Raw genomic sequence first — 22832 nt, 5'->3', positions numbered from 1 at the left:
AATATGAATATTCCAACTTATTTTAAAGCAGGTGTATTAATAGATATAGAGCAGCCCCTTCAACTACTCGATTTAAAAATACCGTATTTGAAAGATAATCAAGTTCTGGTGAAAATGCATATGGCTGGCTTGTGTAGAAGCCAGCTGATGGAGAGTAAAGGCCTTAGAGGAGAAGACAAGTATTTGCCCCACTTAATGGGTCATGAAGGTGTAGGTGAAGTAATAGCAGTTGGCAATAGTGTTACCAAGGTTAAACAAGGAAATCGTGTCGTTCTTGGTTGGCTAAAAGGCAGTGGAATCGATTCCGGTGGGACACATATAATTAGCAAAGAGGGTCAAATTATCAATGCAGGTCCAGTTACGACTTTTTCAGAGTACTCTGTTATATCTGAGAATAGAGTAACCATTTGCCCTGAAGGTATTTCAAATGAGTTAGCTGTTTTACTCGGTTGCGCCCTCCCCACAGGAGCCGGTATGGTTCTTAACCAGATACAACCACACTCTAATAGTAATGTGATATTAATCGGACTAGGTGGTATAGGCATAAGTGCACTATTAATGCTTAAACATTTCAGACCAAAAAAAATCATAGTTGTAGATATTGAACAATCTAAATGTGACTTAGCACTACAACTAGGCGCCGATGAAGCTTATTTATATGAAGAAGCAAGCCTAGCTTTACTCAAAGAGCAACACCCTAACGGCTTTGATTATGCTATTGAGAGTGCTGGACTATGTGAAACCATAGAATTCGCTTTTAATAATATACATAACAGCGGTAAATGCTATTTTGCCTCACATCCAAAAACTGGCGATTTTATAAAGTTAGATCCTCATCAACTAATTTGTGGAAAGCAAATTTTTGGAACTTGGGGAGGTAATTGTAATCCAGACAAAGATTTAAAATCGATTGCAGATATTATTCAAAAACTTGAAATATCTATTAATTCTTTGATAAGCCATCGCTATTCTTTGAATCAAATCAATGAAGCAATATCGGCGCTCGAACGAAGAGAAATTACCAGAGCCATCATTACTTTTGAGAATATTGAAGTATGAATAAGCAAGTCCTTGTTCAAGGAAATTTTGACATTTTACACCCTGGCCACATTCGCTTACTTCGTTTTGCAAAAGAGTGTGGTGATAAACTAATTGTTGCTGTTAACAGCGACAAATCTATGGAGTTAAAGAGTCGGGTAAACGAACAACATCGCCTAGAGATGGTTCAATCCCTCGAATGTGTGAATGAAGCATTTTTATCAGATTTAACTCCAGCAGAAACCGTAAAGAGCCTCAAGCCTCATATTGTCGTGAAAGGTAAAGAGTTTGAAAGTAGGCACAATCCTGAGCATGCTCTTGTTGAAATGTACGGAGGAAAGCTTATTTTTGGCTCTGGTGAGTTCGAATCTAATTCCGAACAATATATTACAAGAACAATAAGCAATGGTCATAACTTTGATTATAAAAAATGCCAAAGTTATGCAACAAGGCATCAGTTTAATTATCAATCAATCAACACGGTATTTTCTCAATTTAGTGAAAACCGTGTTGCTGTAATTGGCGAAATAATCGTCGATGAATATATCCAAGGTACTGCGGTAGGCTTATCTCAGGAGGATCCTACCATAGTGATGACACCAGATAGAACGGATACATTTTTAGGCGGAGCAGCAATTACAGCAGGTCATATAAAAGGGCTAGGAGCTAATCAAGTTACGCTTTTCTCGGTACTTGGCAAAGATGATAAAGCTGATTACGTAAAAAATCATATTAACGCATACAATATTGATACTATACTTTTCGATGATGGCAGTCGCCCAACACCATTAAAATCACGATATAGAGCTGGCAATAAAACACTTCTAAGGGTCAATCAAGTTCGACAGCATAAAATTTCTAAAGAAATTCAAACAGATTTATACATGCAACTTGAAAGTAGTATTAACAACTTCGATTTACTGGTATTTTCTGATTTTAATTATGGATTATTACCTCAAACTCTGGTCGATAAAGTCATTGCTTTATGCAAAGAAAACAATGTACGTGTTGTCGCAGACAGCCAAACATCTTCTCAAGTTGGTGACATTGCCCGTTATAAAGATATGATGCTAATAACACCAACAGAAAAAGAAGTACGCGTAGCATTGAATAATATTGATGATGGTCTACCTATATTGGCCCAAAAACTTTGCGAAAAAGCAAATCCAACGTCTTTAGTTATTACCCTCGCAGGAGAAGGTATTTTTATCCATCTACCAGATCAAAACGGCCAATGGGAAAATGATATGCTTCCTGCGATTAACCGTAATGCGGTTGATCCTGCGGGAGCTGGTGATTGCTTCTTAGCTGCCAGTAGCCTGGCATTGTGCTCAGGTGCGACACCTTGGCAAGCTTTTTATATTGCAAGTATTGCAGCCGCTTGCCAAGTAGATACTCTCGGAAATCAGCCACTGTCCTTCAACACGCTACAGCAACGAGTACTGGAGTCATTCAAAAATATATGAAAGCAATATTGCTTGCAGCAGGGTTAGGCACTCGGTTAAAACCTTTGACTAATACAATTCCAAAATGTTTAGTGCCTATTAAAGGCAAGCCTTTATTGGCTTATTGGCTAGAAAAGCTCGATAAACTTGGTGTCAGCGACATACTCATTAATGTGCACTATTTCGCTGAACAAGTAGAAGAGTTTGTGTCAAAGTCCGAATACCGTAATAAAATAACAATCGTTAGAGAGAAAAAGTTACTCGGTACAGGCGGCACTTTGATTAGTAATAAAGAGTTTTGGCATTGTAGTCCCACAATGGTCATTCATGCTGATAACTATTGCGAAGATACCCTTACTAATTTTGTAGAAGCCCATTCAAAAAGGCCCAAAAAGTGTGATGCTACGCTTTTACTTTTTGAATCTGCTTCTCCCTCCTCATGTGGTATTGTTGAACTTGATTCAGACGCTTCAATCCAAAGGTTTCATGAAAAAGTATCCAATCCACCAAGTAACCTAGCAAGCGGGGCATTGTTTTTATTCTCCGCAGGAGTGTATGAAAAATACTTTTCACACTTTAAACAGGAAAGCTTCTATGAAATTAGCCACGACATGGTGCCTTTATTATTGGGCAGTCTTTATAGCTATAAAACCCATCTGAGATATATAGATATAGGCACTCCACAAGCTTATAATAAACTTCAAACTGAATTGCTGGCTATCAACAAACCTGCTTAATATTAAGATAAATAAAAACTAGGATATAAAGTGAAGTTATCTGAAAAACTTAAAAACAGCATTGCAAGCCATGCAAAACTTCCTGCAATTTTTGTTGATAATCAATACATTACTTATAAACAGTTTGCAAGTTACGCTAATAATATTAACACGAGCGAAATAAGTGAAGCTGAGCAAGTTGGAATTTTAAGTTACCGAGATACTCACTATTATAGCGCCGTACTTGCCTGCGCTTTAGATTCACGAACATTTATACCACTTGGGGTAAAACTGCCAATAGCTAGATTGGCTTCTATCATAAAGCAAGGCAACTTAAAGTATGTTTTATACAGTAAAAAATATTTGTCGATCAGCCAAGCATTAATAAAAGCACTCCCAGATAGAGTATTTGTATGTTTGGACGATATAGTCAATAAAAGCATTGTATCAACTAAATCACTACAAGCTCGCAGCCTATCCAATATCGCTTATGTTTTATTTACTTCAGGTTCTACAGGCTCACCAAAAGGTGTGCCTATTAGCATTGCGAATCTTAAGTCTTATCTTGATACTATGTGTGAGTCTTTACCCCTCAGTAATACAGATAAGGTAAGCCAAGTATTTGATCCAACGTTTGATCTAAGCATGCATGATATATTTGTTACTTGGCTGCAAGGTGCTTGTCTTTATGTAGTGCCTGAAACCGCTATATTTGCGCCAGGTAAATTCATTAAACAACACGGGCTTACAGTGTGGTTTAGTGTCCCTTCTACTGCATCAATTATGGCTAAACTAGGAATGCTTAAAAATGATGCCTATCCTAGCCTTCGTGTGAGTCAGTTTTGTGGTGAGCCCTTACCTAGAACACTCGCTCTGCAATGGCAAAAAGCAGCACCAAACAGCAAGGTTATTAATTTATACGGACCAACTGAGGCTACAATAGCATGCAGTAGATATGTATTTGATTGTAATGATGATAGTGATAGTAGCTATATTCCCCTGGGTAAAGCACTTAAAAACATGAGCTTTGATTTAGATGCACAAGGTGAGCTTTTGATTTCGGGGCCTCAAGTATTTTCTGGGTATTTAAATGACAATATTAAAACTCAGCAATGTTTAATTAAAACAAATAACATTACCCATTATCGAAGTGGTGATCTCGTAAAGCGTGATGCTCAAGGAGTATTTCACTATATTAGCCGTGTAGATGACCAAGTTAAAATCCAGGGATACCGCGTTGAGCTATCCGAAGTAAATACACTAGCACAAAATTTTTTATCAAACCCTTTGGTACAGGCTATAGCAACGCCAATACAACAACCTCAAAGTTTGACTTTATTTATTTGTAATCCAGCCGATAAAGAAAGTGAGCAAACACTGATTGATTACTTAAAGCAACAGCTGCCACTTTATATGGTGCCCAAAAAGATTATATGGATCGATTCCATGCCACTAAATAGTAATGGTAAAATTGATAAGAGCGCCCTACATACCATGACGGAGAAATAATGAGCTTAACAAATTCGATTGAACAAGCTATCAATAATAAATTAATAGAAAAGCATGGTGAGCAAATACTCGTATCATTGAATAAACAGGATAGTTTAATAAGTTCAGGTCTTTTAGATTCACTTGATTTTATTAGTATGTTGATGGAAATAGAAAACAGCTTAAATCTTGATATTGATTTTGAAGAAGCAGACCCTGTGCAATTTACATCTTACAGTGGCCTAATAAAGCTACTTAGTGAGTCTACTAATGCCTAACAAAGTGAACTGGCAAGAAATATATAATACGGAATATGTAAATGCTCCTGAGTGTTGGAAAACATGCGGTGGTTACTGCTGTAAAAATTTTTACGGAGAGCATTTTAATATCCTAGACAAAAGCGGTGTATCTTTACCTCTTCTCGAAAATGAGTATGAGTACTATAAATCTATTGGTGGTATTAAAAATATTACTACACCAGCTAAAAAGCGTACATTTACGCTTTCAAACGGTAAAAGCTTCAATATCTATTTGCTCTCTTGCCAATGTGGTGGTTTATGCGAACCCCATGGACATAGACCCTTAGTTTGCAGAATATATCCCTACTTCCCTATAGTAGATGCGTTTGGTACTGTTATTGATTTTGAGTACTCCGCTTTAATGGATCTTTTTTACCGTGATCCAGATAATAACCATAAATGTACGCTGGTTAGAGAGCAAGCCATAAAGTTGAAACGTGAACTTACAGTTTCTATGAAGCCATTGTTACGTGATCCTGAAGTTGTGTTTATCTTTAGGTGTTTGAAGGAACTTGTAGACCGCCTCAAAGAAAAAATGGGGGGCTTTATTGATACCTTAGATGAATCACAGAAAAAAAAGTTTATTGCTAAATATGAATGGATGATTCTATCAGGCAAGCCGTGGAAAGATCCCGCTTTTTCAAAAAGAATTGATACTATCTACGACGAAGTTAAAGCAGCTTTCGGTAATGAGGACTTTTTGTGAGAAGTATCAGCCAAGAACAAATTATCGCAACATTACATTCAGTTGGTATCAACATGAATGACAGTGTGTTTATACACTCTTCATTATTTACACTTGGCGCTATAGAAAATCACTCAGTAAAAGAAGTGCCTGAGGCGTTCCTAAACTGCTTTAAAACTGCAATTGGTGATAACGGTAATATATTTATGCCAGCGTTTAATTATCAATTTCCACGCAGTCGCAAAGAAGATTTACGCTCACAAAAATGTGTCTTAGGGTATTGGCCTGAGTGGTTTAGACAACAAAAAAATGTAGTACGCTCTGGACACCCTTTGTTCTCTATATGCGGTTTAGGCCCTGATGCGGCAAAAATTTGTTTACCCAAAAAGCCTGAATATTATGCCTTTGCAGAGCACTCAACGTTTAGTAGGTTAATAGAACAAGATACAGTGCTTGTACTGCAAGGCATTGGCCTTAGAGTCGCCACGGTGATTGTTCAAATAGAAGCAATGTTAGGATTAAAATACCGGTTTAATAAACCTTTTACCGGTGTGACAACGCTCACAAATGGAGAAGAGGCTAACGGTACTTTTTACCACTTTTGCTTTCCTATAAATAATGCCTACAGGGAAGACTATTCCAAGTTAGAAGCTGCATTATTAAACTCAGGGATTATGAAACAAGCCCAACTTGGAAGATCATTTATCTATACAATAAAGATGAAAGCACTTTATCATTTTGTAAAAGACTTTGTTGCTGATAACCAATTTGCATTGCTTAACTGTAACCCATCTGAACTATATCGTTTTGATAATGGAAAAGAAGTCTCTTATTCTGTCGATAAATAATTGTTTATATCGTTATATGCGGCAACAAGTACATCAGCTTGTCGCCATTGTTTACCGCCTGATCTGCCTGAAATAATTATATTATCGACACTGTTTTTTAATGTATCAAAATTAGCTTGATTATTTTTTTCAAATTCTAAAGTTGGCACAGGAAAAGTGCCATGTATGACCTGTTTAATATGACTGATACATGTAGCATCTTGGCCGACAACTTGCATTTTCTTTAATGTATTCACAATTTCATCCACGTCATACTGCTCCACCTCTTCTGGCCTGCATAATATTTCTGCCGACAAGTTCGCATGCTGACTTTTAGTGCTGAGGTTAGGGTATAACGTCAACCTAAATATATCCGTTTGATGATCCCACACCCATAGATAATGCGATTTTTGATCAAGTAAAGGCAAGTCAAAATTCAAATGAAATACAATAGCAGTTCTCAGTTCTGGCTTGTTATAAACTAAAGGTAAGCCTAATGCTTTTAAGGCAATAAACGGAGGAGCACTCCAAAATAACAACTGACACTCAAGGATTTCTGCTTTATTAGTAAGCTTTACTCCCGTGATCTGCCGTCCATTAGTCTCTATCTTCTCTATTGATGAAGAAAGTACAACCTCAACTCCAGCGCTTTTAAGTTTAGTTACTAAATACTCAACCCAAGCCTCAATCCCTTTATTTTCTAATGGATAAAAGTAATTTGGGGTTTTTGAGTTGTCTTTAGTTTGTCGTTCATGAAAATGCGCTTGCGTTTGATATCCAATTTTAGCATCAAAAGTAGGGATATTTTTCAGTGCATTTGCAACATCGGGCTCAAAAGCAAGTATGCGAGTAAAGCCAAATAATCCTGCAGCCATTGTTAAAGTGTTTAAATCTGTGTGCTTGCCATATAGCTTGTACAAAATAGGCGTGATGATATGTTGGGTAAACGTTTTTCCCAATGTTTCTTCACAATAAGGAAGTATCAGTGGATTGCAACTAGAGGACGTTGCTTGAATAAGCTCAGCACAACCTTGATAATACTCTTCGCTTGGCAGTTTGTGACTATCTGGAAACGGAGAGTTTAAATCCCATTCATCGGCAAAGTAATTACCAGATTGCAACTTTTCTATTACATGCCAATAGTAATCACGATTTTCTAGCTCGCCAAATAACAGAGTATCAAGCGCTTCTATGCCCGTTGCGTTCGGTATATGTGATCCCATATCATAATATGCACCTAACTCATCTTTTATAGAACGAAATAATCCCCCAACACGCTCACTTTGCTCAATTATTGTAACTTTTTTAAAAGACTGTTTGAGCAGTAATGCCGCCATTAAACCACATACCCCACCACCAACAACGATAGCTGAATCTCGCATAATAATTCTCCAGAAACTACTAAGTAGTAGCTATATAATAACCACTCATGATTACGTAATTTGAGCAATAGATTATTTATATGCAACGATACTTCTTTGTGCAGAAGTGATCTTATCGTTCTGATCATAAGAAACATCATACGATTGCTGCGTTATTGCAAATTTACTGAATAGTTCGCAAACATCTGCTTTAGAAGCAAAAAATAGGCCATCAATGTCAGTGAAATAATCCGGCGAAAATTGTCGCGCAAACCCATCATGCTGATATCCTGAGTTTATAAATGCAGGATGAGTATCAGCATACATAATAGAAAATATACAACCGCCTGGTTTTAACACTCGGTAAGATTCACTAAGGGCAACTAAAATATCTGAGCGAGGAACACAGTTTAAAGCGCTTCTGTCTATCACTAAGTCGAACGAATTATCTTGCCAAGGTAACTGAGTAAAATGACCATTAACTAAATCAGCTTTAAGTTGTAACCTTGTTAGACGCTCTTGAGCAAAATCTAAAGCAACTGAAGATATATCAATACCAGCAACATCAACTCCCTCTTCAGCCATAAAAACGATATTATTTCCAGCACCACAGCCTAACTCTAATGCACTTAAACTTGAATTAGTGTGCCTTAATCGCATCACCAATGATACGATTGCATCATAAGGGTATTTATTTAATTGCCTGCCCTGCTGATAAATATTCTGCCAATTACCCATTTCACTTCATGACCAAGAGTGTTTGTTGCTCTAGCTTGTCAATTGCAGACGCCATATCTAAAACACTGCATCCATATTTATCCGCAATATCAATAGAGTCGTGCTCTCCATCACTATAATTTAATAACATCTTAATGTAATTAAGCTCATCGAGTTGGCTTACACGCTCTTTACTAAAAAAACTTAACGTTGGATACAACCCTTTACTACCTAAGTTAGGTTCACCAAAAGGTAGTGTATTCTCAAAAGTCGCAGCTTGTTCAAACGCCAAAAATATTTTCTCTAATTTATCAATACTATCAAGCAGTGGTTTTATTCCCATAAACGCTTTAGTATCAAGGGAAGTATGATACTGGTGGTAGCCAGAATGAAAACTACGGCTGACACAGCACACTGGCAATTGAAAGCCGGGAGAATTATATTGCCTTTCATCAGAACCACTTAAAGGACTAAATTGTATGTTTTCATGGTTATAATCATGTTGATTTAGATGATATAGAAGTTTATCTAGCATACCATTATCATTCCGACTATGTTTAAAAACTAATTTTTCAGGTTCTCCACCCATACAATTAATAACCAGCCCAGAAACCATGTTTGCAGTAAAATGCTTCCCCATTAAATGAAGCAATCCTAAACTACCTATTGTTTCAGGGTGTAATGCAAAACGGTAGGAGTAACGACGTTTTGGCCATTTTTTAATACGATTAAATAAGCCTAAAAGAACTAAAGGGCCGCTCAGCTCATTATTCGCCATTGATGGGTGACATAGATATGAACTTAATAATACTTCTTGTTTAGATTCACCATTTAAAACTGATTGGGCGATATCCAACGAACCATCTACAAACTGACTCTTAATTACAGCTTTGTATGTTCCCTCTTTAAGTTGTTCACGTATTTCATGAGCGATACAAAAACCCCAACGCTTTTTATAGTAGCTAGTAACATAAGGGATTGCCGTTGGCTGCTCAGGTAGGCTATATAAGTGCTTTTGAAGCTCTTCAAGGCTAAGCTCTCTTTCTACAGATTCTGAGTAATTAACGACCTCAATATTCAATCGCTGCATATCAGCAATTTTCTCTCCATCAGGCCCTAATAAATAAGCATCTTCACAATGCCACTCCTTAGGTACAGTCCAATCAAATATTTTTTCACCAGAAGCAATAGAAGAAATATTAAGCGGCATATACCGCGAGAGAATACTATAACTTTGTCGTAAGCCTGGACCTGTTATAGAACGAAGAATAGGGAAAAGTTCATCAAATAACTCATTGTAGAAAGCCTCTGATTCTTGGTAATCTGTCACTTTATTCCTTTCCTAAGTCACATTTTTCATCATAGTGGATTTTATAATCAGCCATTATCTCTTGGATATAACATTTCCATAACTTATTTAGCTGTTTATATTTTTCTAAACAAAATACTTCGTCTTCATATTGATACAAAAGCGTAATCATCGGGCAGTGATAATATAAGAGCGCGCCTTTTATTATATGAAATATATGCCCTAAGCTAGTATTTCTTAAAGAGTAAACATACCTAGCTTGACGCTGTAATTGCTTAGCAGCAATACTACGACTTGTAATATCTTCATCAATAATTGAGAGTAGATGCTCGCAAATATCCTGAAGTCTATCCACTGCAATCAATCTATCTTCTACATCATCAACAGGTAATACTGTAAAATAATTATTCTTGATATTGCTGATAACCAACTCTTTATCAATCTCTTTTTCAATATCAATTAAATTATCTGCTGCAGTAGGAATAGCACCTTGAAGTTTTGCACCGTTTCCTACATTTATGCAGTTATTCACTTTGTAAAGACTTAGAAGCTTTTCTAACTGCGCATGAGCCACAAGAAAGAGATCATTTGAAACAACATGGCCACCCAAATTACCTTCAATCAATCGACCATTGAACTCTAAACTACCGTACCCCTCTGAATCATCATCATTATTTACTTTGTAAATACTATCTTTACTGTGATGTGAGCCTGATGGCTGTTTACCGTTATCAATACCAAAAAGATAGATATTTCTAAATCCCATATGAAGTAAAAACGAAAGGGCTGCATTTGCAACAACAGGATTACAGTAAGGGATCAATGGTAAAATTTGGGACAAATGAACTTGAGATATAACGTCCATTAAACATGTTCCCGCCTCATTACCTTTTCCCGCTATTCCTGCCCATTTATAACGTTTATTCGTATCAGGATATAAAGTATTAAGGCCCAGCAAGTTCACTTTTTTGTATTCATCAGCAGGGAAAATATCACCAAAAATTTTATAGTTCGAATATGGACGTTCAACTAACACATGAAAGTCAACTGGGATACCCTTCTTATATAATGACGCTATGGCGGTTCCCGCAGCGATTACGATCCCTTTTTGATGGTTATTTTTTAAAAATACTTCAGCTTCATCCAGAGATGGACCATTACCAACAATAAATATAGGTGTATCAAAGTCTATTTCCTGGGTCGTCTTCGTTAGTAACGCAGCTTTATTTCGAATATGATGGATACTATGAGCAAGCCCAGTTATTGCATCGTTGTAAAACCCATGACCAAACTGAAAACGGAAGTAATCTTCACTCCACTGCTTAATCAAAACATTTAGTTCTGTACCGGGTGTATGCTGATAGCAAAAACTGCGCACTAAGGAAAATGCACCAATGTCTTCGGCTATTTTTTCAAGGTCAATTATAAATGATTTATGATCAACACCTAAATGAAAAAACAAGCACCCTCCATTGGAATCAATTTTTTTTATAATTTCAAACCAATCAGTGCAAAATAAACTCGCAAAAAATTGTTCAAAATCTGGTTCAACTAAAAATATATAGTCAAATTGAGTATCTTCCAAAAGAAGCGGAACATGATAACCTAGCCCGATACCAAAAATAACTGCGGAAGGAAATGAAGATGGTAAGTTACGAACTACAGGTTTACTTTCGGCTCTGACTTTTTTCATAAAGCGAGTTAACTTTACCATATATCGAGAGTGAATACGGGTATCGTCATCATCTTCAGGATAACCAGTGTAGTCAGTTAAACTAAATACGGGCCTTTCTCTTTGTGCCTGTATTTGTTTTTCAGTTTGAGTAATGGGGTCTTGTGAATAAAGTAAAGTATTTCCACCACTTGGTATAAAATTACCATGCCCGGACTCTGTAACATGTAAGCAAAAGTCATCTTTGGTTTTAAAGTTTTTTATTGCTATTGCTATATCAGGGAAAAACTCAGAAAAACACTCAAAATTCTTTTCAAATCGCTCATTTGCTTCTGTAGCAAAAATCGCCTCTCTTTCTTGATGTTTTATAGTTTTTTCAAGTTTTTCTGAGATGTGCTCAAGCTCGTTATTAATATCTATATTCTTTATCATGTCGGTTACCTACTTGATATTTTTATACACATTTATTTTTTTTTGCGTATTAATATGAATACCAAGTTCTTTTGCAGCCTGCTGTTTTTTGAGGCTTATTTCTAATACCGTAGTATTCAATTTGATTGAAAAATCCGATAAAAATAACACATCGTTTTCGCTGAGGTTCTCAGGTGAGGTAAAGAGTGCTTTCAATGTTCTATCAATTAATAGTAACTTGCTTTGAGCTGACTCTATATCACCTTCAGCTAAATATTGATTAATTACAGACAAATCGGGGGCTAACTGAGACAATAAACTAGCCGACATTAGCATCTATACCATTTTCACTAAGTGTTTTTTCTCGAACGTCATGAGGAATAGCATCCCAAGCAGACTTTATTTCTTTTAATAAATTAGATACTTCTTCAACAATTGCAGGATCATTTTTTATTGTTGCATCAACTAAGCGATCTATCATATAAGAATAAAGTGCATATAAATTATCAGTCACTTCACCACCAACTTTAAAATCTAAACAGCCCCTTAAGGCTTCAATAATAGCAGTCGCTTTAGATAAATGTTCGGCCTTCGCTTCCATATGTTTTCTTTCAATAGCAACTTTAGACATCACCATTTTTTCAATCGCACCCGCCATTAACATTTGAATTATTTCATAGCGATCAGCACCGGCAACACGGGTCTTGAGTGCTTCTTTCTGATAATTTTTTACTTTGGCGTTATACATATTAAAACCCTTTTAAATCAAAATTAATTTATGATTTGTTTCTTGTAAATCCAGGTAAGCTCGCAAGCTGCGCTCCTAAGTACTGTTGTGTTGATTGCATTTGCGCCAGTAACACATCTAAACCCGCATATTGCTTTCTAAGCCTACTTTCTAATTCGGTCATTCTAAATTCATGCTTTAGTACATCATCTTCTAAATCAGTGACCTGTGTATTTAAATTATCTTCTCTTTGCTTTAAAATGCCTTTTGAACTTACGTAATTATCTAAAAAAGATTCGAACTGTTTAGCAACACCATTTTCACCAGCAAAAGCCTTTCCGATATCATCAAAATTTTCATCCATTGCTGTATTTAAACTGCGGACTAAAGTTGATTTTTCTAGATAACCTTTCTTATCAACACCCAAGCCAATATCAAAAATACTTGTGAAAGGCCCTGCATCCGTTAAATTTGTAGAAAGCATATTGACCATTTGTGAGCTCAAAGTACGAATGGTTGCATCGCTATTTAAAGGTTTTCCGACTCTCGATTGCAGACCTAACTGCCCTATAGCATTGTTATAATTAGCAATAAATTCATCAATTAATGTTGTAACGCTCTCACGGTCATAGCTAACAGCCAACTTTGCCGTCTCTCCATCAACGCTTTGTCGTTTAGCGGTGATCGTCATATCTTGTACAGCATCTTTAAACGTATTGGTGTCATTGGTAATCTCAATACCATCAACTTTAATTACTGCGCTTTTTGCTTTATTTTCATCTGCTATACCAATACCACCGCTATTAGGAGCTCCACCATTAGCATCAGTGGATACATTATCAAGCTCAGCATTATCATTGGTGATTACCAAGTCATTATTAGCGCCACTTACACTTGAAGTAAGAACCAACTTTGACTCTGTACCAGTATTTATTATATTTGCTGTTACACCAAAATTATCATCCGAGTCATTAATTGCGTCACGCAAATCAGCTAATGTCGCACCTGCATCGAGAGTTAGATCAAAGCTTTTGTCTCCAGCAGCAAATGACAAGGTGCCTCCAGAAGCAGTAACCACATCATCCGTTGCCGTAAACAAACCAGCATTTGATGTCGCGCGACTGCCTTGAGCAAGTGCTAAAACTTCAATTTTAAAATTACCAGGCGTAATATCTTTTGTCGGTGTAACAGCAATTAAATCGCCGTCGTCACTAGTAGGTTGGCTAATATTGGCTATGCGTTTATTAAAATTATCAGGATCTGCTAGCTTTTTTATTGTGTCTTGTAGCTTGGATAACGCAGACTTGATCTCTCCGATTGAAGATAATTCAACTTCTAACGACTTGTCCTTTTTTGCAAAGGCATTCATTTTTGGAACATTTTCGGCATCAACAGATGCTTTAATGATACTTTCGAGATCCAGCCCAGATCCAATACCTGCGGATGTTATAAGTGGCATACTTCTCTCCTACTATCTGTTCCAAAAAATATTATACAGTTTGATTTAGTAACAAACCTTTGTTAGTTAGTTTATCGGCAAATTCATCTAAAGCTTTAGCAACTTCTCTAAACTCTTCAGTTGGAATTTCACGAATAACTTCTTCGCTTGTTTTATCAAACACTTTAATTATTGGTGGATCACCCTGCTCATCAAATTCAAATTTTAAATTTGTTGCCGTCACAGGAATATATTTATTTAATTTCTCTAAGTTTTCTTTCACTTCGTCGATCAGTGCTTTTCTTTCACTTTCAGAATCAAGTTGCTGACTATTATCAACAAGTGCGGGCTCTCTACCAGCAATTTTTGTACCAGCTTTTTCAACAGTTGCTTTTTTACTTGCTTCGTTTAACTCATTTTTATTTGTAAAAGATGAATTAGCGGTGAAGTTTTCACTCGATTTAATTATTCCACCTAAGTCAGCCATAATAGCTCTCCTTCAAAATACAAACAAAGTATAAGTCATTATCGAGACAATATCTCAATAATGACCTAATTAACCGTCTAGCCTAGTAACGATAATGCTACTTGTGGACGCTGGTTTGCTTGACTCAAAATAGATTGGCTTGCTTGTTGTAATATTTGAGATTTAGTCAAATTAGCTGTTTCGGCAGCGAAATCAGTATCTTTAATACGTGACTTAGCAGCACTCAAGTTTTCTGAAATGTTAGATTGGTTACGAATAGTTGATTGAAAACGATTTTGCACAGCACCGAGTTCGGCACGCTTTTTATCAACTACTGCAATCATTGCATCCATACCAGCCATTACCGCTTGTGCGTTAGCTTGAGAAGATACACTAATACCACTTGCTGTAAATACAGTTGCAAAGTCGGTATTATCAGCTGAAGCACCAACCTGTGAACTAATTGTTCCCGCAGTAGCACTTAAGCTTGCACCTGTCACAGCACTTGCTACACCTGCAATACCTGACATAGTAAAGCCATTATTACCCGCAACCGAGTTTGCAGTGCCACCAACAGAAGCCATACTAAAGCTAATATTCTGTACAGCATCAGCACCAACTTGGAAGTTAGCTGAGAATGAACCATCTAGGAGATTTTGACCACCAAATGTTGTATCTGCAGCAACACGATTCACTTCTTCTGATAATGAACGAATTTCTTCTTGTACTGCTAAACGATCTTCATCTGTATTTGAACCGTTTGAAGCTTGTTGAGCAAGAGTACGAATACGCTGGAACATTGACGTAGTCTCATCAAGTGCGCCTTCAGCAGTCTGCGCAAGTGAGATCCCATCATTAGCATTTCGGTTACCTTGATTCAAACCATTTATTTGACTAGTTAAACGGTTAGATATTTGCATGCCTGCAGCATCATCTTTTGCACTATTAATGCGAAAACCTGATGATAGACGTTGAAAGGATGTATCGAGCTGGTTACCAGATTTCATCAACTGGCGTTGTGCGTTCAATGAACTCACATTAGTATTTACATATAAAGCCATAATAGCCTCCGCTTTATCATTTTAAATAGAATAACAACGGGATACCCCTACCCTGTTATTACTCCAGACTGAGAGTCCTAGATTTTTAGTTCTCTAAGTCAGTTATCGTCAGATAAAACGGAAACTTTAGCTTTATTTATAAATTTTTAACAACGTTATACTATTCTAACCCTGTAACAAGCTTAATGCAGCCTGAGGCCTTTGATTTGCTTGGCCTAATATTGTTTGGCTCGCTTGTTGTAAAATTTGGTTTTTAGTTAAGTTAGCTGTCTCCATTGCAAAATCAGCATCTTTAATTCTTGATTTAGCAGAGGCTAAATTTTCAGAAATATTAGCTTGATTTCGTATTGTCGACTGAAAACGGTTTTGTACCGCACCTAATTCAGCGCGTTTTTTATCAACCACCGCTATTAGAGAATCCATACCCGCAAACACAGCCTGTGCATTTACTTGTGATGACACACTAATACCTGCAGCTGTAAATACAGAAGAAAAATCTAATGTTGTTGATGCCGTTGCGCCATCAACTGAGCTTACATTAGCTGCGAGCGTTGAAAGTGCTTTACCACCCACGGCTGAAGCAACACCGGCAACACCTGATATAGTAAAACCACCATTAGCAGCAAGAGAATTAGCTGTATCGCCAACAGACTGCATACTAAAACCAATAGTCTGTACAGCATCAGCACCAACCTGAAAGCTTGCAGAATAAGAGCCATCCAATAAATTTTGACCACCGAATGTAGTGTCCGTGGCAATTCGGTTAACCTCATCAGATAACTGTCTAATCTCTTCTTGGATAGCGAGCCTATCTTCATCTGTATTAGAGCCATTTGCTGATTGCTGAGCAAGTGTTCGGATACGTTGAAATGTAGAAGTAATTTCATCAAGCGCACCTTCAGCTGTTTGTGCCAGCGAGATACCGTCATTCGCATTACGGTTGCCTTGGTTTAAACCCAAGATTTGCGATTGCAAACGATCCGATATTTGTAAACCAGCAGCATCATCCGCCGCGCTGTTAATACGCAGACCAGATGATAAACGTTTAAAGGAAGTATCTAAGTCGTTGCCAGTTCTTTCAAGCTGTCTTTGCGCATTAAGCGCGCTGACATTCGTATTTACAAATAAAGCCATAATAAACTCTCTTCTTATCTGTCAAATTAAAGCCACTCTTTAATTTAATGAGTGGAATTTTGACAAAGTGACCTGTTACTACAGTCAAGTTAAGTTGACTGGGGGCAATAAACTGCCACTTTGCAGATTAATTTAAATCGTAATAAGTATTCAGCAATCTTTAGGCCAACTTTATAGATAGAGTTGCATTGAATTATAAAAAACGAGAAAAGGGCCTATAAGGCCCTTTGAAGATAAGTTTGAGAGTGGGTATGCCTAACACTTACTATTGGCATAGTTTGTGCTTTAACAATTATGTTCTTACAAATGTTAGAACAATACAGGATTTTTAAGCGCCTCCGCTTTATCAATCCGTTTCAGCGCCTTTGTTAATACCCCATTAAACAAAGGCGCTACATTCTTAGTCAATTAATTGACTATTTCCAACCAATTATCCTAGAAGACTTAATGCAGCCTGTGGACGTTGATTAGCCTGACTAAGAATTGTTTGGCTAGCCTGTTGTAGAATCTGCATTTTTGTTAAGTTTGCAGTTTCTTGCGCAAAGTCTGTATCTTTAATACGTGATTTTGCAGCACTTAGGTTTTCTGAAATATTTGACTGGTTACGAATCGTTGATTGAAAACGATTTTGTACCGCACCCAGCTCAGCGCGTTTTTTATCAACAACCGCGATTAATGAATCCATGCCGGCCATTACCGCTTGCGCATTCGCTTGTGAAGATACGCTTATGCCGCTTGCTGTAAATACCGCAGCAAAACCTGTAGCATCAGCTGATGAACCTACTTGCGAACTAATTGTTCCAGCTGTAGCACTTAAACTTGCGCCTGTTACCGCACTGGCAACCCCTGCAATACCTGACATGGTAAAACCGTTATTACCAGCGATTGAGTTAGCCGTACCGCCAACTGACGCCATACTAAAGCTGATATTCTGTACAGCATCTGCGCCAACTTGGAAATTCGCGGAGAAAGAACCGTCTAAAAGGTTTTGACCACCAAACGTTGTATCTGCTGCAACACGATTTACTTCTTCAGATAATGAACGAATCTCTTCTTGCACCGCTAAACGGTCTTCATCAGTATTTGAACCATTTGCTGCTTGCTGTGATAATGTTCTGATACGTTGGAACATTGATGTTACTTCATCTAATGCACCCTCAGCTGTTTGTGCTAATGAAATACCATCGTTTGCGTTACGGTTACCTTGGTTCAAACCGTTAATTTGTGATGTTAAACGGTCAGAAATTTGTAGACCTGCCGCATCATCTTTCGCACTGTTAATACGAAAACCTGATGATAAACGTTGGAATGATGTATCCAGTGCATTACCAGAATTATTTAATTGTCTTTGTGCGTTTAACGCGCTAACATTTGTATTTACATATAAAGCCATGATATCTCTCCAGAAGTAAACTTATCATTTACTCTCAAACTTACTAGATTAAGCAGTGGTTGTTATTTACAACGCTTTGCTTGGTTAATTAAGTTATCGGTCTAGCAAAAAAATCCTTTAGCTTTTTTTTTTATTTTTTTCCATTATTTTTTAAGCTCATGTAATTTAATGAATTTTATAGTGACTAAATTAATAAAGCTCATTAAAAAACTAAAAGGATTATTGTGCAGGTCTTTTTCTTCAGGAAATTATTAAGCTGTTAAATAGTAAGGAGATGATCTTAAAAGGCTGGAAAAATACGAGAGTAAGGCAATATATTGCCTTACTCTTGATGTTCTTATAACTTACTTATAAGTAATCGAACAGTGATAATTTAGCTAAGCGGCCAAAAGTTGCCTGCGACGCTTGCAGTGCAGTTTCTTGCTTCGTGAGTTCAGTAATAGCCTCAGCCATATCAAGTTCAATTAAATCTGCACGGGAGGATTTATTATTTACATCCAGATCACTATTAGATTGCGTGATTTTCTCAGCTGTATTTAACCGCCCACCTAAACCAGCCTGTGTTAAAGAGACCTGATTTTTACTGTTATCGATTTGGACCATGGCCGATGCCAATACTTGGTCATAATCTTCTTGACTAATTGTTGGGTCAGTTAACCCAGCAATTAAATCGCTTAATGTGTTTAAAATATTTTCTTTTTTCGGCGCTTCTAAAGTAAAGTCTACCTGCCCGTTTGCAACTGGGCTAATATCAATTTCCATCCCAGCAAATTTAATTTTTGATCCCTCAAAGCTGCCAGAGCTGAGCACACTTCCACCTTGTTCAACCTGATATGTATTAGGTGTACCTGGGGTTGTTATAATATTAAACGTATTTGCTCCGGCCGCGGCTGCGGGATCAGCGTTATAATTTGCTTTATGAAAAGCATCAAACTGAGCTTGCTCGCGTACATACACTTTTGCGCTAGTGATCCCTCCTGAAACAACGCCGTCATTAGAGGCAACATTCAACCGGGCATTGACCTTTTCAAACGTATCAACCCCATTATCACTGGATTTAATTTCAACTCCTTCCGCTACTTTAATTTTATGCTGGCCTTGGTCGCCACCATAAACATATTTGCCAGTTGAAGAATCAAGCGAATAGGTTTGGGTGTTATCTTGATAGCCTGAAAATATATACTTACCATCTTCAGTTTTAGCATTCATTAAATCAAGCACACTACTTTGTATAGATTTAATCTCTTCAGCAATACCTTCACGATCGATATCGGTATAAACACCATTACCTGCTTGAATTGCCAATGTATAGGCTTTTTCAAGTGAGCCTTTAATATTTTCAAGCACACTGTCTTGAGTCTTTAATCGACTCGTTAGCATGGTAATGTTTTTACTGTATTGCTCATTCGCTTGTATACGATCGGTATACAGTAACGCCCGTGCTGTTGCCGATGGATCATCTGAAGCTGTAAGCACTCGCTTTTGGGTATTAACTTGCTCTTGTGCTTTATTGACATTTTGCTGATTATTCAAAATCGAATTAACACTGTTTTGATACATCAAATTATTAGATAAACGCATAATTACCTCGCAGCATTAAGTAAAGTGTCAAATATAGAACGGGCTGTTGAAAGCACTTGTGCAGACGCCGCATAAGATTGTTGAAACCGCAATAAATTGGCAGCCTCTTCATCAAGGTTAACTCCCGAGAGTGATTCATACCAGGCTTCAGACTGTTGAGCTAATGCCTCAAAAGCAGCACCATTGGTCTTCGCTTGATTGGTAACAACACCAATATCAGTAACTAACCCTGCATAGGCTTGATTAAATGTTTTATGATTATCAGCCGATGCGGTTGTGGTAACATTTTGCCGCACTAGCTCGCCACTTTGTAACCCAGCTAACATTAAGCCATTGCGGTTATCGTCAAAACCACCTTCATTAAACTCCAGTGTAAAACTATCACCTACCGCTGTGGTGCCTTCAATATCAAAATCAAAACCGTAACTATCATAAGGAGGGCCAGCTTGCTCTAGTAGATTTTTAGCAGGTGGAGTAATCGTAAAAGTCGAGCTGCCGTTATTGTCTGTAATTGTATATTCATTAGCATTAGCGGTTTTCACTATCGTGATATCACCATTTGCTAGATCCGGAGGCGTCGTGGCTGTAAAGCCACCCGAAGTCACACTAGTAACAGTCCCTGCTGATATATTGCCATTACCTGTATTGTTTATATTATCTGCCGTACGAATTGGAGAAGCCAGCGCTAGCGCTTCTGGTCTATCGGTAGCCAGTGTTAAACTCGATGCAGCCTCGGCATTCAGTTTAACTGCAAATTTATCGCCAACATTACCAGTCCCTGTAACGTTTAATTGTAAACCAAAAGATTCCCCACCGGTCATAGTCGATGAATCAATAACGCCAGCAACTATATTGGCGGTTGAGGGAGAGCCTAATGGTTCACCTTTATTATCGACCGGTTGTATTTCTACCGTTGTGCCACTGGTATAAGTAACAATAAAGTCACTGGCAGGAATTTCACTGCCTTTACCTGGTTCTAAGGTAGCCGTTATGCTTGAATTGCCTGTATTGGCTTGATAAGCGTGACCGCCAATCGTTGGGATTGTAAAAATATCACCACCGAGCTCGCCATTACCGTCCATTCCTAAACGGTTTTGTTGATTAAAAGCATCAGCAATCGCAAGCCCCATTTGGCCAAGTTGGTTTTGTGCTGGCACTAAAATGTCATCACGAAATGCTAATAATCCGCCAATTTTACCTTTAAGCTTAGTCACATCAACATCAAGCGGCACAGCTTTGCCGCCATCTATGTCTAAATGTAATTCTTTAAAATTAGGATCAGGATCGCCCGCCATCGAAAATAAATTAAATGCGCCATCTTGCATTACTAATGATTCGCCGGTGCCCATAAATACGAGCTTTTCACCGTTGGGGCCATCAAGTGTCTCTACATCAATTAATTCCGATAACTTACGAATAGCAAGGTCTCTTTCGTTGTACGTGGTGCTTGAGTTTGCCTCGTTACGCGTACCATTTACGGTAGCTATTTGCTTATTCAAGCTGCTAATATTTTGAATTAATGTATTCGCTTCATCAGAAAATATTTCTAACTGATCATTCACGATATTTTTTTGATTAAATACAATGCCTGATAAGCGATCCATTTGATCAATCAAATTTTTTGCATCCGTCATTACGAGCGATCGTGCAACTGAGGATGATGGCTGATTTAAACTTTCCTGCACATTATTGAATAACGAATTCATACTAGTCGATAGACTATTGGATTCTTGAGAAAACAAACTATCAACCCGGCCAGCCTCAGTCACAAATTGGTCGAAAAAGGTTTTATTTGAGGTATCACGATTGAGTTGCTTTTGTGCAAACTCATTTAATAAACGATAGGTTTCTCCACGACCGACTTGGTTATCAATCATGGTCATATGCTCTGTACGCTCGCGTACATAACCTACCGTATTAACATTGGTAATGTTCTTACTGGTGGTTTGCAGTAACTCAGAGCTAGCTCGAACTCCTGAGCTTGCAATGTCAAATAAGTTAAACGACATGTTAATTTACTCCTTGGCGAACCAATGATGTCGCCAATGTCTTAAGCTCTGTGTGGTTTAGCACTTGCTTAATTTTGTCAGCGTAATTGGGGTCAGTGGCATAACCAGCTTTTTGTAATGAATCTAAAAAGGCAGCCGGTTTTGCGGTATTTTGTAGCGCTTCTTGGTAACGTGGGTTTTCTATCAAAAACTGCACAAAGTCATTCACACTCTCTTTAATAGAATCATATGCACGAAAACTAGCTTGTTTTTTAACTGGTGTGCCTTGCTCAAATTCAAGCGTCATTTTGTTGGCTTTCTCACCTTGCCAGCTTTTATCTGATTTAATATTGAATAAATTAAAGCTGCTATTACCATCACTTTTATTAATGATATGTTTCCCCCAGCCAGTCTCAAGAGCTGCTTGTGCAACCATCACAGCGGGGTTCAAACCAATTTTCTCAGCAGCTGTTTTGGCATGTTCCCAAACACTACTGATAAAATCTTCTGCATTTTCAAACTGAGGTTTTTGCGCTGTTGATGAGCTGCTATTGACAGCCTGAGTGTCAGCCGCCTTATCAGCATTCTTGCTGGTTGCACGTTGATCACTGGTAAAATCATCGACGGTGCGCAGCACTGAACTAGGGGTAAATTTTTTCCCGTCAGGAGAGAGTTGTTGCACTATGAGATCGGCTAAGCCCAATGAACCTTTTGAAGATAAATCAACCGATAACTGTTGATCATGCATTTCTTCAAAAAACTTTACTCCACTGGAGTTAAAAGGGCTGTCTTCGTCTTCAAACGCTTCGTTTGCTTTACGCATACTTTTTAAAAGCATTTGCGTAAAAATAGATTCAAATTGTGCCGCTGCTTTTTTTAGCGCTTCTTTTGATGCTTCAGGCGAGGCACCACTTTTTAAGGCATCTTGACGTAATGTATTGAGATTGCCTAAATCAAAGAAGTTTTGTTTATCGAGATGATTAGTATCCATCAGCAATTTGACACAGTGATTAATAATAGTATTAACAATGCAATAATTAAGCCAATGCGAGTTTGCGAGTTGCGAGTTGCGAGTT

The 22832-nt window shown here is 37.6% G+C and carries 21 protein-coding genes; 7 read left to right on the top strand and 14 right to left on the bottom strand.

The features are described 5' to 3' along the window. Positions 1 to 3 precede the first annotated feature (3 nt). Genes H5232_RS14410 through H5232_RS14380 form a run of 7 tightly spaced genes read left to right on the top strand, consistent with a single transcriptional unit; the run spans position 4 to position 6519 of the window. Positions 4 to 1059: an alcohol dehydrogenase catalytic domain-containing protein gene (locus tag H5232_RS14410; RefSeq protein WP_182718196.1), complete on the top strand. Its 1056-nt coding sequence runs from the start codon at positions 4 to 6 to the stop codon at positions 1057 to 1059. Next, entirely contained in the window at positions 1056 to 2504 is a 1449-nt protein-coding gene (locus tag H5232_RS14405) for a PfkB family carbohydrate kinase (RefSeq protein WP_182831110.1), read from the top strand. The genes H5232_RS14410 and H5232_RS14405 overlap by 4 nt, the downstream gene beginning before the upstream one ends. Continuing rightward, on the top strand, positions 2501 to 3220 hold the full coding sequence (locus H5232_RS14400; RefSeq protein ID WP_145239477.1) for a nucleotidyltransferase family protein: 720 nt from the start codon (positions 2501 to 2503) through the stop codon (positions 3218 to 3220). The genes H5232_RS14405 and H5232_RS14400 overlap by 4 nt, the downstream gene beginning before the upstream one ends. Positions 3221 to 3250: 30 nt before the next feature. Then, entirely contained in the window at positions 3251 to 4708 is a 1458-nt protein-coding gene (locus H5232_RS14395; RefSeq protein WP_182783774.1) for an AMP-binding protein, read from the top strand. After that, positions 4708 to 4965, top strand: a complete 258-nt coding sequence (locus H5232_RS14390) for a hypothetical protein (RefSeq protein ID WP_182718199.1) — start codon at positions 4708 to 4710, stop codon at positions 4963 to 4965. Before H5232_RS14395 ends, H5232_RS14390 begins: the two co-directional genes overlap by 1 nt. Continuing rightward, on the top strand, positions 4958 to 5692 hold the full coding sequence (locus tag H5232_RS14385) for a hypothetical protein (protein ID WP_182794265.1): 735 nt from the start codon (positions 4958 to 4960) through the stop codon (positions 5690 to 5692). The genes H5232_RS14390 and H5232_RS14385 overlap by 8 nt, the downstream gene beginning before the upstream one ends. Beyond that, a complete protein-coding gene (locus H5232_RS14380; RefSeq protein ID WP_182831109.1) occupies positions 5689 to 6519 on the top strand; it encodes an AAC(3) family N-acetyltransferase in 831 nt (276 codons plus the stop codon). The genes H5232_RS14385 and H5232_RS14380 overlap by 4 nt, the downstream gene beginning before the upstream one ends. Here H5232_RS14380 and H5232_RS14375 read toward each other — a convergent pair. The 14 genes from H5232_RS14375 to flgJ form a co-directional block, all read right to left on the bottom strand. Further along, positions 6501 to 7880, bottom strand: coding sequence for an NAD(P)-binding protein (locus H5232_RS14375; protein ID WP_182831108.1), 1380 nt, complete (start codon positions 7878 to 7880; stop codon positions 6501 to 6503). The genes H5232_RS14380 and H5232_RS14375 overlap by 19 nt on opposite strands. Positions 7881 to 7952: 72 nt before the next feature. After that, complete coding sequence (locus tag H5232_RS14370) at positions 7953 to 8597, bottom strand: class I SAM-dependent methyltransferase (protein WP_182758294.1); 645 nt, start codon at positions 8595 to 8597, stop codon at positions 7953 to 7955. A 1-nt stretch (position 8598) separates the two neighbouring features. Further along, positions 8599 to 9906: a DUF4910 domain-containing protein gene (locus H5232_RS14365; protein ID WP_182761120.1), complete on the bottom strand. Its 1308-nt coding sequence runs from the start codon at positions 9904 to 9906 to the stop codon at positions 8599 to 8601. Position 9907: 1 nt separating this feature from the next. Next, positions 9908 to 11989, bottom strand: coding sequence for a 6-hydroxymethylpterin diphosphokinase MptE-like protein (locus tag H5232_RS14360; protein WP_182739656.1), 2082 nt, complete (start codon positions 11987 to 11989; stop codon positions 9908 to 9910). 9 nt (positions 11990 to 11998) lie between these two features. Beyond that, positions 11999 to 12298 (bottom strand): hypothetical protein, encoded by a 300-nt coding sequence (locus tag H5232_RS14355; RefSeq protein WP_182718206.1) that lies wholly within the window; start codon positions 12296 to 12298, stop codon positions 11999 to 12001. After that, positions 12288 to 12716, bottom strand: a complete 429-nt coding sequence (gene fliS / locus H5232_RS14350; protein WP_149981556.1) for a flagellar export chaperone FliS — start codon at positions 12714 to 12716, stop codon at positions 12288 to 12290. Before fliS ends, H5232_RS14355 begins: the two co-directional genes overlap by 11 nt. Positions 12717 to 12744: 28 nt before the next feature. Continuing rightward, complete coding sequence (gene fliD, locus H5232_RS14345; RefSeq protein ID WP_182718207.1) at positions 12745 to 14154, bottom strand: flagellar filament capping protein FliD; 1410 nt, start codon at positions 14152 to 14154, stop codon at positions 12745 to 12747. A 31-nt stretch (positions 14155 to 14185) separates the two neighbouring features. Further along, the gene (locus H5232_RS14340) at positions 14186 to 14620 is read right to left on the bottom strand and encodes a flagellar protein FlaG (RefSeq protein WP_149981560.1); all 435 of its coding nucleotides are present in this window, start codon (positions 14618 to 14620) and stop codon (positions 14186 to 14188) included. A 77-nt stretch (positions 14621 to 14697) separates the two neighbouring features. Next, positions 14698 to 15660 (bottom strand): flagellin, encoded by a 963-nt coding sequence (locus H5232_RS14335; protein ID WP_149981562.1) that lies wholly within the window; start codon positions 15658 to 15660, stop codon positions 14698 to 14700. A gap of 165 nt (positions 15661 to 15825) precedes the next feature. After that, positions 15826 to 16794, bottom strand: coding sequence for a flagellin (locus tag H5232_RS14330; RefSeq protein ID WP_182718208.1), 969 nt, complete (start codon positions 16792 to 16794; stop codon positions 15826 to 15828). A gap of 430 nt (positions 16795 to 17224) precedes the next feature. Further along, positions 17225 to 18187, bottom strand: coding sequence for a flagellin (locus tag H5232_RS14325; protein WP_149981565.1), 963 nt, complete (start codon positions 18185 to 18187; stop codon positions 17225 to 17227). Positions 18188 to 18535: 348 nt separating this feature from the next. Then, positions 18536 to 19768 carry a flagellar hook-associated protein FlgL gene (gene flgL, locus H5232_RS14320; RefSeq protein WP_182831107.1) on the bottom strand — a complete coding sequence of 411 codons (1233 nt, stop codon included), beginning with the start codon at positions 19766 to 19768 and terminating at the stop codon, positions 18536 to 18538. Positions 19769 to 19770: 2 nt separating this feature from the next. Then, positions 19771 to 21777, bottom strand: a complete 2007-nt coding sequence (locus H5232_RS14315; RefSeq protein WP_182718210.1) for a FlgK family flagellar hook-associated protein — start codon at positions 21775 to 21777, stop codon at positions 19771 to 19773. 1 nt (position 21778) lies between these two features. After that, the gene (gene flgJ, locus H5232_RS14310; RefSeq protein ID WP_182718211.1) at positions 21779 to 22747 is read right to left on the bottom strand and encodes a flagellar assembly peptidoglycan hydrolase FlgJ; all 969 of its coding nucleotides are present in this window, start codon (positions 22745 to 22747) and stop codon (positions 21779 to 21781) included. Between the last annotated feature and the right edge of the window lie 85 nt (positions 22748 to 22832).

The sequence above is a fragment of the Pseudoalteromonas sp. SG41-5 genome (assembly GCF_014164495.1).
Classification (GTDB): domain Bacteria; phylum Pseudomonadota; class Gammaproteobacteria; order Enterobacterales; family Alteromonadaceae; genus Pseudoalteromonas; species Pseudoalteromonas rhizosphaerae.
Note: the sequence above shows the minus strand (reverse complement) of the source record. Positions and strands in the feature narration are given on the sequence as shown.